13 protein-coding genes are annotated in these 16,665 nt (G+C 73.6%); 10 read left to right on the forward strand and 3 right to left on the reverse strand.

Translation table 11 applies throughout. The features are described 5' to 3' along the window. The first annotated feature begins 29 nt into the window (after positions 1-29). The 10 genes from ACIOGZ_RS19600 (at position 30) to ACIOGZ_RS19645 (ending at position 13,526) form a co-directional block, all read left to right on the forward strand. Positions 30-1,523, forward strand: a complete 1,494-nt coding sequence (locus ACIOGZ_RS19600) for a hypothetical protein (protein WP_400986572.1) — start codon at positions 30-32, stop codon at positions 1,521-1,523. 16 nt (positions 1,524-1,539) lie between these two features. Then, a complete protein-coding gene (locus ACIOGZ_RS19605; RefSeq protein ID WP_371519115.1) occupies positions 1,540-2,514 on the forward strand; it encodes a transporter substrate-binding domain-containing protein in 975 nt (324 codons plus the stop codon). 192 nt (positions 2,515-2,706) lie between these two features. Then, positions 2,707-4,062 (forward strand): hypothetical protein, encoded by a 1,356-nt coding sequence (locus tag ACIOGZ_RS19610; RefSeq protein ID WP_371519113.1) that lies wholly within the window; start codon positions 2,707-2,709, stop codon positions 4,060-4,062. A 5-nt stretch (positions 4,063-4,067) separates the two neighbouring features. Continuing rightward, positions 4,068-6,668 carry a tetratricopeptide repeat protein gene (locus ACIOGZ_RS19615; RefSeq protein WP_400986574.1) on the forward strand — a complete coding sequence of 867 codons (2,601 nt, stop codon included), beginning with the start codon at positions 4,068-4,070 and terminating at the stop codon, positions 6,666-6,668. A 3-nt stretch (positions 6,669-6,671) separates the two neighbouring features. Beyond that, a complete protein-coding gene (locus ACIOGZ_RS19620) occupies positions 6,672-8,018 on the forward strand; it encodes a protein phosphatase 2C domain-containing protein (RefSeq protein ID WP_400986575.1) in 1,347 nt (448 codons plus the stop codon). A gap of 122 nt (positions 8,019-8,140) precedes the next feature. After that, entirely contained in the window at positions 8,141-9,499 is a 1,359-nt protein-coding gene (locus ACIOGZ_RS19625; protein ID WP_063349411.1) for a VWA domain-containing protein, read from the forward strand. Between the two features lie 73 nt (positions 9,500-9,572). Then, positions 9,573-10,817, forward strand: a complete 1,245-nt coding sequence (locus ACIOGZ_RS19630) for an FHA domain-containing protein (protein WP_400986577.1) — start codon at positions 9,573-9,575, stop codon at positions 10,815-10,817. A 143-nt stretch (positions 10,818-10,960) separates the two neighbouring features. Then, positions 10,961-11,878, forward strand: coding sequence for an ABC transporter ATP-binding protein (locus tag ACIOGZ_RS19635; protein ID WP_363588618.1), 918 nt, complete (start codon positions 10,961-10,963; stop codon positions 11,876-11,878). Continuing rightward, the gene (locus tag ACIOGZ_RS19640) at positions 11,875-13,023 is read left to right on the forward strand and encodes an ABC transporter permease (protein ID WP_363588617.1); all 1,149 of its coding nucleotides are present in this window, start codon (positions 11,875-11,877) and stop codon (positions 13,021-13,023) included. The genes ACIOGZ_RS19635 and ACIOGZ_RS19640 overlap by 4 nt, the downstream gene beginning before the upstream one ends. A 98-nt stretch (positions 13,024-13,121) precedes the next feature. Next, the gene (locus ACIOGZ_RS19645) at positions 13,122-13,526 is read left to right on the forward strand and encodes a globin (protein WP_363588615.1); all 405 of its coding nucleotides are present in this window, start codon (positions 13,122-13,124) and stop codon (positions 13,524-13,526) included. A 48-nt stretch (positions 13,527-13,574) separates the two neighbouring features. On the opposite strand, the gene ACIOGZ_RS19650 is transcribed toward ACIOGZ_RS19645, so the two are convergent. From ACIOGZ_RS19650 to ettA, 3 genes are all read right to left on the reverse strand, one after another. Next, complete coding sequence (locus ACIOGZ_RS19650; RefSeq protein ID WP_363632519.1) at positions 13,575-14,267, reverse strand: hypothetical protein; 693 nt, start codon at positions 14,265-14,267, stop codon at positions 13,575-13,577. Positions 14,268-14,300: 33 nt separating this feature from the next. Then, on the reverse strand, positions 14,301-14,744 hold the full coding sequence (locus ACIOGZ_RS19655) for a thioesterase family protein (RefSeq protein ID WP_063349408.1): 444 nt from the start codon (positions 14,742-14,744) through the stop codon (positions 14,301-14,303). 109 nt (positions 14,745-14,853) lie between these two features. Further along, positions 14,854-16,518, reverse strand: coding sequence for an energy-dependent translational throttle protein EttA (gene ettA, locus ACIOGZ_RS19660; RefSeq protein WP_079135893.1), 1,665 nt, complete (start codon positions 16,516-16,518; stop codon positions 14,854-14,856). Positions 16,519-16,665: the final 147 nt, after the last annotated feature.

A 16,665-nucleotide genomic window follows, 5' to 3' on the forward strand; every position in this document is an offset into this window, starting at 1 on the left:
GGGCCCGACCCCTGGGGAGGATGAGGCGGGTGGCAACACCAGTAGGTAACGGCGCACCGGGCGCCGTGGTCCCGGCACGGCCGAGCGGCCCGCCGGGCACGGCGCCGGCCGTGCCGGGCGTCCGGGGCGTCCCGGCGTCCGGACCCGGCGCCGCGCCGGCCCGGCGGCCGTCGGCCGGGCCCGCGCCGCGCGGCCTGTCCGGCCTGCGGGCCCGGCTGGCGAACGCCACCCGGACGGCGCCGGGCCGGCTGCGACTGGCCGGGGCGGTGCTCGCGGTGCTGACCGTGGCCTTCGGCGCGCTGACCGCCTGGCAGTTGGAGACCAAGGCGGAGGCCGCCGACCGGGTGGTCCAGCACAGCCAGCCGCTGAGCAAGGACGCGGCCGACATCCACCGCCTACTGGCCCGCGCCGACACCACGGCGGCCACCGGCTTCCTGCTCGCCGGGGCGGAGACGAAGACCGTGCGCGGCGACTACGAGGGCGATCTGGCCTCGGCCACCGACCTGATCACCAAGGCCGCCGCGCAGACCACCATCGGCTCCCCCGCGTACCAGAAGCTCACCGAGCTGAGCGAGCAACTCCCCGTCTACGCCGGCCTGGTGGAGACCGCGCGGGCGAACAACCGGCTGGGCCTGCCGCTCGGCGGCGCCTACCTGCGGTACGCCTCCGAGCAGATGCAGGGCACCCTGCTGCCGCGCGCCGCCGAGCTGACCGCCATCGAGAACGACGAGCTGGACAAGGACTACGCCGAGGCGAAGTCCAGCCCGTGGGCCGCGTACGGCCTGGGGGTGCTCACCCTCGGCGCGCTGGTCTGGGTGCAGCTGACGCTGTTCCGCCGCACCAACCGGGTGTTCAACCCCGGCCTGCTCGGGGCCACCGCCGCCGTCCTGGCCGGGGCGCTCTGGCTGGCCGTCACCGGCCTGACCACCAACGCCGCGCTCCAGCAGAGCTGGAAGCAGGGCGCGCAGCCGCTGCGGGCCCTCAACACCGCCCGGGTGCAGGTGCTTTCCGCCCGGCTGGCGGAGAACCTGAACCTCGTCGCCCGCGGCTCCACCACCGCGTACGCGGACCAGTGGACGACGATCACCCGGCAGCTCGCCGGGGGCGAGCCCGCGAACGTCCCGATGGAGCAGCACTCCGGCTCGCTGCGCCAGGCCCTCGACCTGGCCCCCGCGGACGCCCGGCAGCAGATCGGCGAGGCCGACCGGCAGTACGGGACGTGGCGCACCCGGCACGACGCGGCGCACACCCTGGAGACCCAGCAGGCCGACTACCAGGGCGCGCTGCAGGCGACCGTGACGGCGGACCCGGCCGCCGAGGCGAACACCGCGGACGGCGCCTTCAAGGCCACCGACAAGGCGCTCGACCAGGCCGCCACCACCGAGCAGGACCACTTCGAGCGCTCCGCCAAGGGCACCGAGGGCGACCTCCGGCTCGCCGCCCTCGCGGCCGCGCTGCTCGGCGTGGTGGCCGCAGCCGCCGCACTGCGCGGCCTGGGCCGCCGACTGGCCGAGTACCGGTAGAGGGGGGAACGGACACATGCGCAGGAGAACCGCAGGCACCAGGTCGGCCGCCGTGCTGGCGCTGCTGGCCGCCGGCGCGGCCGTGCTCGGCGGGGGCGGGCCGTCCGGCGCCGCGCCCGCGTCCGCCACGGGCGCACCGCAGGCCGTCCGGTCGACCGGGCAGGAACAGGCCGGGCAGGACCAGGCCGAGTCCTGCGACCTGACCAGCACCGTGCCGCCGAGCACCGTGGACGGCCCGGCGGTGAAGGCCATCAAGGCCAAGGGCACCCTGATCATCGGCGTGGACCAGAACAGCTACCGCTGGGGCGCCCGCAACCCGAACACCGGTGAGCTCGAAGGCTTCGACATCGACCTCGCGAGGGCGATCGGCGCGGCCGTCATGGGCGACCCGGCCAAGGTGGTGCTCAAGCCGGTGTCGACCGCCGGCCGGGTCGACGCCCTCACGGGCAACCAGGTCGACCTGATCGTCCGCACCATGACGATCAGCTGCGCCAACCTGAAGAAGGTCGCCTTCTCCCGGTCGTACTTCAACATCAAGCAGCGGGTCCTGGTGCCCCGGTCGTCCACGGCCAGGAACCTCGACGAGGCGATCAACGGCAGGACGGTCTGCGCCGCGGACGGCTCGGTGGCCAAGGACGTGCTGAACGCGAAGAAGAGCGCCAAGCAGCTCGTCCTGGTGACCAACCAGCTCGACTGCCTGGTCCGCATGCAGCTCGGCAAGGTCGACGCCACCATGACCGACGACGAACTGGCGGTCGGCCAGGCCGCGCAGGACCAGACGGTGAAGGTGGTGGACGGCTTCGAACAGCCGGAGACGATCGGTGTCGCGATGCGCCAGAACAGCACCGACCTCACCGCCCGGGTCAACCAGGTGATCTCCGACTACTACGCGGACAAGGACAAGGGCTGGCAGAAGTCGTTCGAGCAGTGGGTCCAGCCCTACCTGCCCGAGAACTCCAAGGACCCCGGCCTGTACTGGCCGGCCCGCTGACGCACCGGGCGGCGCACGGGCGTCAGCAGGCCGTTGACGCGGTCTTGACGCCCACCGCCCGCTCCGCCCGAACGGCCACCGGCTAGGGTTCGGGACGATCACCACGGGGAGACCGGTGGTGGGCACGGGGGATGTCGTGGGATCGCACGTCAGGTACGTCGGGATCGCACGCGAGGAAGGAAGGACACGGCGTTGGCGGCTTCGGCTGGCCCGGTACTGAGCCGGGAGGAGGTGGACCGCGCGCTGGCGCGCCTCGGCGCGGAGCGGGACGCGGTCGAGTCGGCGCTGCTCGCCCTCCAGGACCATCCGGGCCTGCGGCTGCTCGACGGCGCCGAACTGGCCGGGCGCACGCTGGAGCGCTGGTCCGTCGCCGGGAAGGGCCTGCCGCTGCTCTGGGCGCTGTTCGACCGCTACGCGGAGGCACTGGCCTCGGCGCGCGCGGTACGGGCCCGCAAGGCCAAGCCCGGCGCGCCCGAACTCGCCGAGCTGAGCGAACTGCTCACCGGCGACGCGGTGACCGTCCCCGGCGGCGCGCTGCCGGACGGCCCGCAGCTGCTCGGCGCGCCCGCCCGGCTGGTCGAGCGGATCAGCCTGGACACGCTGATGACCCGGATGAACTCCTGGTACGCCACCGTGCTGGAGGTGGTCAGCGCCGCCGACGCGGTCTGGTCGGCGCTGCCGGCCCGGATCGACCTGCTGCTGGCCGAACTCCACCGGGTGGGCAACCTCGCCGCCTCGCTCGGCGTGCGGGCCGGCGGCCACCCGCTCGCCGACGACCTGGCCGGGCTGGACGCCGACCTCACCGGGCTGCGCGCCGAGGTGCGCGAGGACCCGCTGGCGCTGTGGCGCCCGGCCCGGGTGCCCGCCCAGCGCGGCACCGTGCCGGAGGGCGGCGCCTTCGCCACCCCCGCCGGGGTGGTGGACACCGAGCGGTTCGACCGGGCCGGGCGGGCGCTGGACGGCGTCCGGCTGGAACTGGAGAACCTGCTGCGGCTGCGCGACGACGCCGAGGAGCGCCTCCAGGGCGTCGGCGACCTGCTCCAGCGGGCCGACGCCACCCTGGCCGAGGCCCGCCGGGCGCGCGGCGAGGTGCTGGCGAAGATAGCCTCCAGCGACGTCCCGGCGGTGCCCGGGCCTGCCTCGGCGCTGCGCGAACGGATCGTGACGGCACTGGAGTTGCGCCAGGGCGGCCAGTGGGGCCGGTTGGCGCCGCTGCTGGACACGCTGGAGGACGCCGCCGCCAAGGAGCTGGCCCGGGCCCGGCAGTCGCTCACCGAGGTGACCCAGCCGCTGGCCGTCCGAGCCGAACTGCGCGGCCGGCTGGACGCGTACAAGGCGATGGCCGCCCGGCTGCGGGTCTCCGAGGACCCGGAAGTGATCGAGCGGTACGAGAAGGCGCGCTGGCTGCTGTGGAGCGCGCCCTGCGACCTGCGGGCGGCGGCCGCCGCGGTGGCCCGCTTCCAGCAGTCGCTGCGGCCGGCGCAGGCCGAGGCCGCACAGGAGACGACCGGCCAGACGCCGGTCGACGGACAGGTCCAGGGGGGCTGAGGTTGATGGGCGGGACGTGCGTACGGCCGGAGTGCTCCGGCAACGGCAGGATCGACGCGGACGGCTACTGCGACGAGTGCGGGCTCGCCCCGGCCGCGGTGTCCTCCAAGGCTTCCGGGGCTTCCGGGGCCTCCAAGGCCACCGGGGCGCCGGCCGCCGGCCCCGGCGCGCCCTGCCCGAGGGACTGCTCCGGCACCATCGACGCCGACGGCTACTGCGACGAGTGCGGCCTCACCCCGCCCGGCGGCGACACCGGCGTCACCCAGCCCTACGTCCCGTCCTCCCGGCTCTCCACCGACTCGGCGCGCAGCGGCTCGATCCGCTCGACCCGCACCGGCTCGGCCCGCTCGATGTCCGGCCGCTCCCGCTCGCACCGCTCGACCCGCACCGGCAGCAGCCGCTCGGTCTCGGTGCGCAGCACCCGCGGCAGCGTCAGCGCGGGCACCCGCAACCGGCTGGGCGCCGGCCTGGTGACGGTGCCGACCGTCGAGACGGCCGATCCGTCGCTGGCGGTGCTGGAGAACCCGGAGGTCCCGGAGCGCAAGCGGTTCTGCTCCAAGTGCGAGACCCCGGTCGGCCGGGAGAAGAACGGCCGGCCGGGCCGCCCGGACGGCTTCTGCACCAAGTGCGGCACGCCGTACTCGTTCACGCCCAAACTGCGCCGCGGCGACCTGGTCGGCGGGCAGTACGAGGTGGTGGGCTGCCTGGCGCACGGCGGCCTCGGCTGGATCTACCTGGCGATCGACCGGCGGGTCAACGACAAGTGGGTGGTCCTGAAGGGCCTGCTGGACACCGGGGACGAGGACGCGCTCGCCGTGGCCGTCGCCGAGCGCCGCTTCCTGGCCGAGGTGGACCACCCGAACATCGTCCGGATCATCAACTTCGCCGAGCACCTGGACGTCGGCTCCGGCTCCACCGACGGCTACATCGTGATGGAGTACGTCGGCGGCAAGTCGCTCAAGGACATCGCCAACGACCGCCGCACCCCGGACGGCCGGCGCGAGCCGCTGCCCGTCGAGCAGGCGATCGCGTACGCGCTGGAGGCACTGCCCGCGCTCGGGTACCTGCACAGCCGGGGCCTGATCTACTGCGACTTCAAGATCGACAACGTGATCCAGAGCGGCGACACGCTCAAGATCATCGACATGGGCGCCGTCTGCCGCCTCGACCACGACGGCCCGATCTACGGCACCGTCGGCTACCAGGCCCCGGAGATCGCCACCCACGGCCCCTCCCCCGCCTCCGACCTCTACACCGTGGCCCGCACCCTCGCGGTGCTCACCTTCGACTTCCAGGGCTACAGCACCACCTACCGGGACACCCTGCCCGGCCCCGAGGACGTCGAGGTCTTCGCCCGCTACGAGTCGTACTACCGCTTCCTGGTCCGCGCCACCGACCCGGACCCGGCCCGCAGGTTCTCCTCCGCCGACGAGATGGCCGACCAGCTCACCGGCGTGCTGCGCGAGATCCTCGCCCTCCAGGACGGCCGGGCCCGGCCCGCCCTGTCCACCCTCTTTGGCCCCGAACTACGCGTCGTGGACACCGAGTTGGTCATGCCCACCGAGCAGCCCGGACAGCTCCTGGTGACCGCCCTCGACCCGGCCGCCGCCGCCCTCGCGCTGCCCGTCCCGCGCGTCGACCCCGGCGACCCCAACGCCGGCTTCCTCGCCACCCTGCTCGCCACCGACCCCGAGGAGGCGCTCGCCGCCCTGTCCGGCGCGCCCGCCCTCTCCATCGAACGGCGGCTGCGCGAACTGCGCGCCCACCTCGAACTCGGCCGCCGCGCCGCCGCCGAGGAGGCCCTCGACGCCCTGGAACGGGAGTACCCGGACGACTGGCGGGTCGTCTGGTACCGCGGCCTGGTCGCCCTGGTCGGCGCCGTGCACGGGCTGCACGGCTCGGACGGCCCTGGCAGCTCGATCGCCCTGGTCGGCGCCGTGCACGGGCCGGACGGCCCGGACGGCCCGGCTTCGCCCGACGAGGCCGGGCTGCGCGCCGCCGCCGAGGCCTTCGACGCGGTCTACGACGCCTTCCCCGGCGAGGCCGCCCCCAAACTGGCCCTCGCCATCTGCGCCGAGCTCCTCGGCGACGGCGGCGACGCCGCCGAGTTCTACCGACTGGTCTGGACCACCGACCCGGCCTACCTCAGCGCCGCCTTCGGGCTCGCCCGGGTCCGGCTGGCCGAGGACGACCGGCCCGGTGCCGTCCGCGTCCTGGAGTCCGTCCCGGCCACCTCCAACCAGTACACCGCCGCCCGGATCGCGGCCGTCCGCGCCCGGCTGCGCGAACGGCCCGCCACCGACCCGCTCGCCGCCGACCTCGGCGCCAGCTCCGACCAGCTGACCGCGCTGCGCCTGGACGACCGCCGCCGCGAGGAACTGGCCGTCGAACTGCTCGGCGCCGCCCTCGGCTGGGTCACCGCGGGCTCGACCGGCGCCCAGCAGGGCGGCGGCACCACGGTGCTGGGACGACCTGCGGTGGAGCGGGAACTGCGCTTCGCCCTGGAACAGTCCTACCGGGTACTCGCCCGGTTGGCCGACCGGGCCGAGACCAGGATCGAGATGGTGGAGCGGGCCAACCGCGCCCGCCCCAGGACGTGGGTGTAGCCGATGCCGCAGCAGACCGTGTGCCCGAGCTGTTCCGAACCGCTGGAGCCGGAGGACGCCTACTGCGGCGCCTGCGGCGCCAGCCGGGACGGCCGGACCGCCCCGGGCGCGATGCCCGCGAACTGGGCCACCGCCCGGGCCGAGGGCGTCCCGCCCCAGCACGGGCCGGTCTGCGCGCACTGCGGGCTGCCGCAGGTCACCGCGGACGGCTACTGCGAGGCGTGCGGCGGCGCCCAGCCCCGCCCGCGCGACCACATGGAGAAGTCCCTCGCGGGCGTCGCCGGGGTCAGCGACCGCGGCGTGCGCCACCACCGCAACGAGGACTCCTTCACCATCGCCGCCACCTCGCTGCCCGGCGGCGAGCCGGTCGTGGTCGCCGTGGTCTGCGACGGCGTCTCCTCCTCCGACCGGCCGGACGAGGCCTCCGAGACCGCCGTCGACGCCGCCTCCGAGTCGCTGCTGAGCGCCCTGGAGGCGGGCCGCGAACCCACCGCCGCCATGCGCCAGGCCATCGCCGACGCCGCCGGGGCCGTCGCCGACCTCGCCCAGGCCGGCCCCGGGCCCGCCCGGCCCGACCTCAACGCGCCCGCCTGCACCTACGTCAGCGCCATAGCCTCCGGCGGCCGGATCACCATCGGCTGGGTCGGCGACACCCGCGCCTACTGGATCCCGGACGACCGCGCCGGCGCCGAGCCCTTCCGGCTCACCCAGGACGACTCCTGGGCGGCCCGGATGGTCGAGGCCGGGCTGATGAGCGAGGCCGAGGCGTACGCCGACCCGCGCGCCCACGCGATCACCGGGTGGCTCGGCGCCGACGCCGAGGAGGTCGTCCCGCACACCCTCGACTTCACGCCGCACGTCCCCGGGGTGCTGCTGATCTGCACCGACGGGCTGTGGAACTACGCCGAGGCCGCCACCGACCTGGCGTACTTCGTCCGGCCGGACGCCCGCACCGAACCGCTCGCGGCGGCACAGACCCTGGTGAAGTTCGCGATCGCCGCCGGCGGCCACGACAACATCACCGTCGCCGTCCTGCCGATCGACCCGCCGGCCGCGGGCGCCGCTGCCGGCGTCGGTGCCGGTGCCGGTGCCGGTGCCGAGGACCAGGGCGAGGACGAGGACGACCCCCGGACCGCCACCGCGCTCGACCTGCCGCTGATCACCGCGGCGGGTGCCAGGCGCGCCGCCGAGGAGGACGAGGACTACGAGCCGACCCTGCCGGACCTCCCGGTGATCGGCTCCCCCGCCGCCCCGCTGCCCCCCGCCGCCCCGCCGGCGCCCCCCGCACCGCCCACCGCTCCCGCCGCACCCACCGTCCCCCCGCAGCCGCCGCACCCGCCGACGGCCTGACCGGACGCCGCCCGCCCGGGGCCGACCCCGGCGGTCACCCGGCCCGCCGGCCCGCCCCCGACGCGGCCGGCCCCCACCGACCGATCCGTACCGACGACCCTTCCGACGGGAGCCACCGGCCCATGGCAACACTGGCGAAGCCGAACCTGCCCAGGTTCGACGTGGAGATCTTCCAGAACGAGTACCTTGCCGACGGCGCCCGCGAGGTCAACGCCATCGTCACGGTCACCGCGACCGGCGGCGGCACCTCCGGCGGCCGCCCGCTCGGCATCGCCGACGCGGGCGGCCCGCAGAGCGCCGACACCGCCGCGGCCGTGGTGATCCTGGTGGACTGCTCGGGCTCGATGGACTACCCCAAGACCAAGATCAACGGCGCCCGCGAGGCCACCGCCGCCGCCATCGACGCGCTGCGCGACGGCACCGCCTTCGCCGTGGTCGCCGGCACCCACGAGGCCCGCGACATCTACCCCGGCGACGGCACCCTCGCCACCGCCTCCGCCACCACCCGCGGCCACGCCAAGGAGTCCCTGCGCCGCCTCACCGCCGCCGGCGGCACCGCGATGGGCACCTGGCTGGCCAAGGCCGACAAGCTCTTCCTGACCCGCCGCGACATCGCCATCCGGCACGCCGTCCTGCTCACCGACGGCAACAACGAGCACGAGTCGGCGGTCGACCTGGAACGCGCCATCGAGCGGGTCACCGGACACTTCACCGCCGACTGCCGCGGCGTCGGCACCGACTGGCGGATCGACGAGCTGCGCAAGATCTCCTCGGCGCTGCTCGGCACCGTCGACATCGTCGCCGAACCCTCCGGCCTGGCCGAGGACTTCCGCTCGATGATGGCCGGCGCCATGGGCAAGCAGGTCGCCGACGTCGCGCTGCGGATCTGGACCCCGGCCAACGCCGCGGTCAAGTTCGTCAAGCAGGTCGCCCCCGCGGTCGAGGACCTCACCGCCCGGCGCGCCGAGGCCGGCCCCCGGGCCGGCGACTACCCCACCGGCTCCTGGGGCGACGAGAGCCGCGACTACCACGTCTGCGTCGAGGTCCCGGCCGCCTCCATCGGCAACGAGATGCTCGCCGCCCGGATCAGCCTGGTGCTGCCCCCGCAGGTCGGCAGCGGCACCCCCGAGGTGCTCTCCCAGGGCCTGGTCAAGGCGGTGTGGACCGACGACCTGGCCTCCTCCACCCGGATCAGCCCGCAGGTCGCCCACTACACCGGGCAGGCCGAGCTGGCCTCCTCCATCCAGGAGGGCCTGGAGGCCCACCGGGCCGGGGACGTCGACACCGCCACGTCCAAGCTGGGCGCCGCCGTCCGGATCGCGCACGCGACCGGCAACGAGGGCACCTACAAACTGCTGCAGAAGGTGGTGGACGTGGTGGACCCGAAGGAGGGTACGGTTCGGTTCCGTAAGAACGTGAGCGAGGCCGACTCGATGACCCTTGAGACCCGGTCGACCAAGACGGTGCGTGTGAAGAAGTGACCGCTGAAGACGTGACCGGGCCGACGACCCGGTGCGACGCCGCCCCAAGCCGGCTCGATGTGAGGGGGAACTGATGCCGATCTGCCCGAGGGGCCACGAGTCGCAGGCCGAGGACTGGTGCGACTTCTGCGGCTTCCCGATGACTCCGCCGGCCCCGACGCCGCCCGGAGCCCACCCGGGAGCCCACGGGGCCCACGGGGCCCACCCGGGGGCGTACGGCTCCCACCCGGTGCCCGGGGCACCCGCCTCGCCCGAGGCACCCGACTCGTTCGAGCAGTCCAGGCACCCGGACCACCGCGGCACGCCCTACGGCGCGCCGCTGTCGCCTCCGCCGATGCCGCCGGGGAGCGTCCCGCCGCAGCCCGGCGCGATGCCGCCGCCACCGGCCCAGGGCCACCCCAACCTGACCGAGGGCCTGACGGTCTGCCCGATCTGCCGCAGCCCGCAGACCGGACGGTTCTGCGAGGAGTGCGGGTACGACTACGAGCTCTCCACCCCCTCGCGCCGCCAGCCGCCGCTGAACATCCCGGCGGCGTACGGCGGCGCGCCGGCCACCCAGCCGCCGTTCGGCCAGCCGCCGTTCGGCCAACCGCCGTACGGCCAACCGCCCCTCCCGCAGCAGCCGCAGCCGCAGCACACCCAGCACCCGCAGCAGGCCCCCGCGCCCGCGCACACCTACGGCTACCCTCCCTCCCTGCCCGCCAACGGGCAGGAGGGGCCCACGCCGGAGGGCGCGTTCCCCGAGGCCCCCGTCCGCGAGGACTCCGGCCCGGTGTACGCCGAGCCCCCCGGACCGAACAACCGCGGCGGCGACTTCGGCACCTCGTTCCACCTCGCCCCGCCGCATCAGCAGCAGCCGCAGCAACCCCAGCAGCCGCAACCGACGGCCGCCCCCGCGAAGCCGCTCCGGGCCAACTGGATCGCGGTGGTCTCGGCCGACCGCGAGTACTTCACCGAGATGATGGCCCGCAGCGGCCCCGAGGCGGCCGGCCTGTTCTTCCCGCCGTACTGCCCCGAGCGGCGCATCCCGCTGACCGGCCGCGGCCAGCTGCGGATCGGGCGGCGCAGCCAGCACCGCGGCACCGTGCCGGAGATCGACCTGTCGGTGCCGCCGGAGGACCCGGGCGCCTCGCACCAGCACGCGATGCTCGCCGAACAGGCGGACGGCAGCTGGGTCCTGGTGGACCAGGACTCGACCAACGGCACCACCGTGAACGGCGGCGCGGAGCCGATCGCCCCGCACACCGCCGTGCCGCTGAACGACGGCGACCGGATCCACATCGGAGCCTGGACGACGATCACGGTGCACCGCGCCTGAAAGGCCGTCGGCAATAACTCCGGCCGGGCCGGGCGGAATTCAACTTCCGCCCGGCCCGGCTTGTTCCCGATTCCTCAAACGATCCACAAATTCGTCGCCACCGACGTGCACAGGGACCTTCGCAAGCCCTAGGCTCAGGCCACATGACTGCAGCTATATCCGCCGACGGCATCCGTCAGCGGTACGGGGACGTGCAGGCCGTCGACGGGGTGTCCCTCACCGTCGAGGCCGGCGAATTCTATGGAATCCTGGGCCCCAACGGCGCCGGGAAGACCACCACGATGGAGATCCTGGAAGGCGTCCGCAAGCCGGACGAGGGCCGGGTCGAGCTGCTGGGACTGGCGCCCTGGCCGCGCAATCCGAAACTGCTGCCGCGCATCGGCGTGCAGTTCCAGGCCTCCGCCTTCTTCCGGAAACTGACGGCCCGGGAGACCATCCGCACCTTCGCGTCGTTCTACGGGGTCGGCCCCAAGCGGGCCGACGCGATGCTGGAGCGGGTCGGCCTGACCGACAAGGCCGACGTCATGACCGACCAGATGTCGGGCGGTCAGGCGCAGCGCCTGTCGATCGCCTGCGCGCTGGCCCACGACCCGGAGATCGTCTTCCTGGACGAGCCCACCACCGGCCTCGACCCGCAGGCCCGGCGCAACCTCTGGGACCTCCTGCGGGACATCAACGGCGAGGGCCGCACGGTCGTCCTGACCACCCACTACCTGGACGAGGCCGAGGTGCTCTGCGACCGGGTCTCGATCATGGACCACGGGAAGATCCTGCACACCGGCGCCCCGGCGACGCTGATCCGCGAGATCGACGACACCGTCCGGATCAGCATCGCGTCCGGCCAGCTGTCCGTCGAGCGCGCCCGTGACCTGCTCACCACGGCCGGCGCCGACATCGCCGCCCTGGAGGACGACAGCGTCTCGCTCTCCGTCTCCACCCGCCTCCCGGCCCCGGTCCTGAGCGTCCTGGCCGAGCAGAACGCGCTGCGCGGCCTCGAAGTGCGCGGCGCCACCCTGGAGGACGTCTTCCTCCAGCTGACCGGACGGGAGTACCGCGCATGACCGCCAGCACGTCCACCGAGCCGAAGACCCCCGCCCGGCGCGACGGGTCGAGCGGCGGCGCGAGCGCCGAGCGGGAGCGGGTCAGCGCGTTCTGGAGCCTGTCCCGCGCGATGCTGCTCGGCATGAAGCGCGACCGCACCGCGACCTTCTTCATCCTGCTCTTCCCGCTGGTGTTCCTGGTGTTCTTCGGCACCGTGGGCAAGGGCTCCGGCAGCCCGCACGCCAAGGTGGCGCAGGTCGGCGCGGTGAAGCTGTTCGACTCGATCCAGGGCGAGGGCCGGGTCGACCTGGACAAGGTCCTCACCATCACCAGGACCGACGACGCGGCCGCCACACTGGAGAAGGTCCGCAAGGGCGACTTCGACGCGATGATCGAGCAGGGCCCGGACGGCAAGGTCGAGCTGCGCTTCAGCGCCGCCGACACGGTCCGTGCCGGCGCGCTCCAGGGCATCGTCAACTCGGTGGTCCAGAGCGCCAACCAGGCCGCCACCGGCCAGAAGCCGGCCTACGTGCTGGACGCCCAACAGGTAGAGGACCAGTCGCTCAAGCCGATCCAGTTCCTCACCCCCGGCCTGCTCGGCTGGGCCGTCGCCACCGGCGCGGTGTTCGGTGCCGCGCTGACCCTGGTCGGGTGGCGCAAGAGCAAGGTGCTGCGCCGGCTGCGGCTGGCCCCGGTGAGTGCGGGCACGGTCATCAGCTCCAGGATCCTGGTCTCGCTGCTGACCTCGCTCCTCCAGACCACCGTCTTCCTGACGGTCGCCACCAACTTCTTCGGGCTCAAGCTCACCGGCAACTGGTGGCTGGTCATCCCGCTGGTGGCCTGCGCGACGCTCGCCTTCATGTCGATCGGCCTGCTGGCCGGTTCGGTCGCCAAGACCGAGGAGGCGGCCAACGGCATCTCGCAGATCATCGTGCTGCCGATGTCCTTCCTGTCCGGCGCGTTCATCCCGCTGGACAGCGCGCCCGGCTGGCTGGAGACCATCTCCAAGGTCATGCCGCTGCGCTACCTGGTGACGGCCGCCCAGTCGGTGCTGACCCGCGGCGGCGGCGTCATGGACGCCCTGCCCACCATGGGCGGGCTGCTGCTCTTCGCGGCCGTGCTGACCGGCGTCGCCTGGAAGCTGTTCAAGTGGGAGGACGTGTGACCGCCGCCCCGGTCGCCTGAGCCCCGACACACGCCCTGCGGGGTCGTACGCCTTTGGTCCCGGTGTACGACCCCGTCGGCGTCTGCGACCATGGTCGGGTGAAAGAGATCCGGCGAGGAACGTTCAGCGAGGAGACCTTCTTCGACCAGGTCGGCGGCGAACCGACCTTCCGGCGACTGGTCCACCGGTTCTACCAGGGCGTCGCCGAGGACGAGTTGCTCCGGCCGATGTACCCCGAGGAGGACCTCGGCCCGGCCGAGGAGCGGATGGCCCTGTTCCTGATGCAGTACTGGGGCGGCCCGCGCACCTACAGCGAGCAGCGCGGCCACCCCCGGCTGCGGATGCGGCACGTGCCGTTCAAGGTCGACCGCGCCGCGCACGACGCCTGGCTCAGGAACATGCGGGCCGCCGTGGACGACCTGGCCCTGCCGGCCGAGGCCGAGCAGCAGCTCTGGGAATACCTCACCTACGCCGCCGCCTCGATGATCAACACCCCGGGCTGAGCCCCGGGCCGGGCCCGGTCACCGGATCGGGCTGAGCCCGGGGCTGGGTTACCGGAGCGCGCTGAGCCCCAGCCCCGCGCCGGGCGCGGCCGCCGTCCGGACCGCCACCGAACCGGCCGGGGCGCTCAGCCGCAGCCAGCCGCCCGCCCGGTGCACGGTGAGCGGGGCCCCGGGCTTCAGGAAGCCGATCACGTACGCCGCGTGCACCGCCCGCAGCGGCAGCTCCGGCAGCACGGAGACCGGGCGGGACCAGATCTCGTCGGCCAGCGCGTCCAGCACCGCACGGCCGCGGTGGTGCGCCGGGACGGCCTCGCTGCGCTCACGGAACTCCCGCACCCCGGCCATCAGTTCCGGGTACACCTCGGCCGCCGGCGGCGCCCCGACCGGCCGCCAGCCGGTGCGCGGCGGCAGCAGCCCGGCCCAGGCCGGTCCGGTCACCGGGGCGGGCAGCTCGACGGCACCCGTCCCGGCGTCCACGCCGTCCAGCAGCTGGCCCGCCGAGACCGTCAGATCGGTCGGCTCGGCCGGCCCGGTCAGCCGGGCGGTGCGGATCGCCAGCGCGCCCGAACCGCCCAGCGGCAGCCGGCCGAAGACCGCCAGCACGCCGTCCTCCCCGGCCGGGGCCACCGCCTGCAACCGGACGGCCGCCGCCCTGTCGAAGCGCAGCAGGCGCAGCAGGAACGCGGAGAGGTCGGCGGCCTCCCCGGCGTCGGTGAGGGCGAGGCGGGCGGTGATGGTCAACGCGGGTCAGCTCGAATCGTCGGAGGTGGGTGCTCAGGCGGCGACTACGGCGGGCTCCTCGTCCATGAAGCGGGACAGGAACTCCCGCTCCACGGGCGAGATCCGGCGCGGCCGGCCCTCCGCCAGGTCGTAGGGCACGACCACGGTGGACGCCTGGACGTACACCGTCTCGGTGCCGTCCTCGGCGACGTCCTTGATCTCGTAGGACACGGTCAGCGAGGCGCCGCCGATGCGGGTCACCCTGGTCTCGACGGTGACCGGCTCCGGCCGGTGCACCAGCGGGCGCTTGTAGTCGATCTCGTGGCGGGCCACCACCGAGCCGCCCGCGAACTCCCCCGCCCCGGCCTCGGCGGCCTGGGTGAACATGAAGTCGATCCGGGCCTCCTCCAGGTAGCGCAGGAAGACCACGTTGTTGACGTGGCCGAACGCGTCCATGTCGGACCAGCGCAGCGGGCAGGCGTAGATGTGGCGGGCCACAGGTGTTCTCCTCGACGTCCGGTCGCCCGCCGCCGTGCGGTGGCGGCGGGCCGGCGGCCAGCAGGCCGCCCCGAGGGGCAGTCTGCCGGGCCGCCGTGACGGCTGGGTGTCAGCCGCGGGTCAGCTTCTTGTACGTGGCCCGGTGCGGGCGGGCCGCGTCGGCGCCGAGCCGCTCGATCTTGTTCTTCTCGTACGACTCGAAGTTGCCCTCGAACCAGAACCACTTGCTCTCGCCCTCGTAGGCGAGGATGTGGGTGGCCACCCGGTCCAGGAACCAGCGGTCGTGGGAGATGACCACGGCGCAGCCGGGGAACTCCAGCAGGGCGTTCTCCAGCGAGGAGAGCGTCTCGACGTCGAGGTCGTTGGTGGGCTCGTCGAGGAGCAGCAGGTTGCCGCCCTGCTTGAGGGTGAGCGCCAGGTTCAGGCGGTTGCGCTCACCGCCGGACAGCACGCCGGCCGGCTTCTGCTGGTCCGGGCCCTTGAAGCCGAAGGCCGACACGTAGGCGCGGGACGGCATCTCGACCTGGCCGACGTTGATCCAGTCCAGACCGTCGGAGACGACCTCCCAGAGGGTCTTCTTCGGGTCGATGTTGGCACGGCTCTGGTCGACGTAGCTGATCTTGACGGTCTCGCCGACCTTGACCACGCCGGAGTCCGGGGTCTCCATGTCCTGGAGCATCTTGAACAGCGTGGTCTTGCCGGCGCCGTTGGGACCGATGATGCCGACGATGCCGTTGCGCGGCAGGGTGAAGCTGAGGTCGTCGATCAGGATCTTCTCGCCGAAGGCCTTGGAGAGGTTCTCCACCTCGATGACGATGCTGCCCAGACGCGGGCCCGGCGGGATCTGGATCTCCTCGAAGTCCAGCTTCCGCATCTTGTCCGCCTCGGCCGCCATCTCCTCGTAGCGGGCCAGACGGGCCTTGGACTTCGCCTGGCGGCCCTTGGCGTTGGAGCGGACCCACTCCAGCTCCTCGCGGAGCCGCTTGGCGCGCTTGGCGTCCTTCTGGCCCTCGACCTTGAGGCGGGACTGCTTGGACTCCAGGTAGGTGGAGTAGTTGCCCTCGTAGCCGATGGCGCGGCCGCGGTCGAGCTCCAGGATCCAGCCGGCCACGTTGTCCAGGAAGTACCGGTCGTGGGTGACGGCGACGACGGTGCCGGGGTACTTGGCCAGGTGCTGCTCCAGCCAGTTCACCGACTCGGCGTCCAGGTGGTTGGTGGGCTCGTCGAGGAGCAGCAGGTCGGGGGACTCCAGCAGCAGCTTGCAGAGCGCCACGCGGCGCTTCTCGCCACCGGAGAGCTTGGTGACCGGCCAGTCGCCGGGCGGGCAGCCCAGGGCGTCCATGGCCTGCTCCAGCTGGGCCTCCAGGTCCCACGCGTTGGCGTGGTCCAGGTCCTCCTGGAGCTTGCCCATCTCGTCCAGCAGGGCGTCCGAGTAGTCGGTCGCCATCAGCTCGGCGATCTCGTTGAAGCGGTTGAGCTTCCCCTTGATCTCCTTGACGCCGTCCTCGACGTTCTCCAGGACGGTCTTGGTCTCGTCGAGCGGCGGCTCCTGGAGCAGCATGCCGACGGTGAAACCGGGCGAGAGGAAGGCGTCGCCGTTGGAGGGGTGCTCCAGGCCGGCCATCATCTTCAGCACGGTGGACTTGCCCGCGCCGTTGGGGCCCACGACGCCGATCTTCGCCCCGGGGAGGAAGCTGAGCGTCACGTCGTCAAGGATGACCTTGTCTCCGTGCGCCTTGCGCACCTTGCGCATCGTGTAGATGTATTCCGCCACGTGAGATCGCTCCGGCGTCGTCGGGAGTATTCGGCTTGCAGCCTTCCATTGTGCCGCACCCGGCCGGGAGCCCCGAACGCCCGGTGTGCCCCACGGGGGTATCCGCAGCGCGGGGTTGAACGGCGAAGGCCCGGCCCCCGCAGCGGG

Origin of the sequence: Kitasatospora sp. NPDC088160 (genome assembly GCF_044741445.1) — a bacterium.
In the GTDB taxonomy this organism is placed as follows: Bacteria; Actinomycetota; Actinomycetes; order Streptomycetales; family Streptomycetaceae; genus Kitasatospora.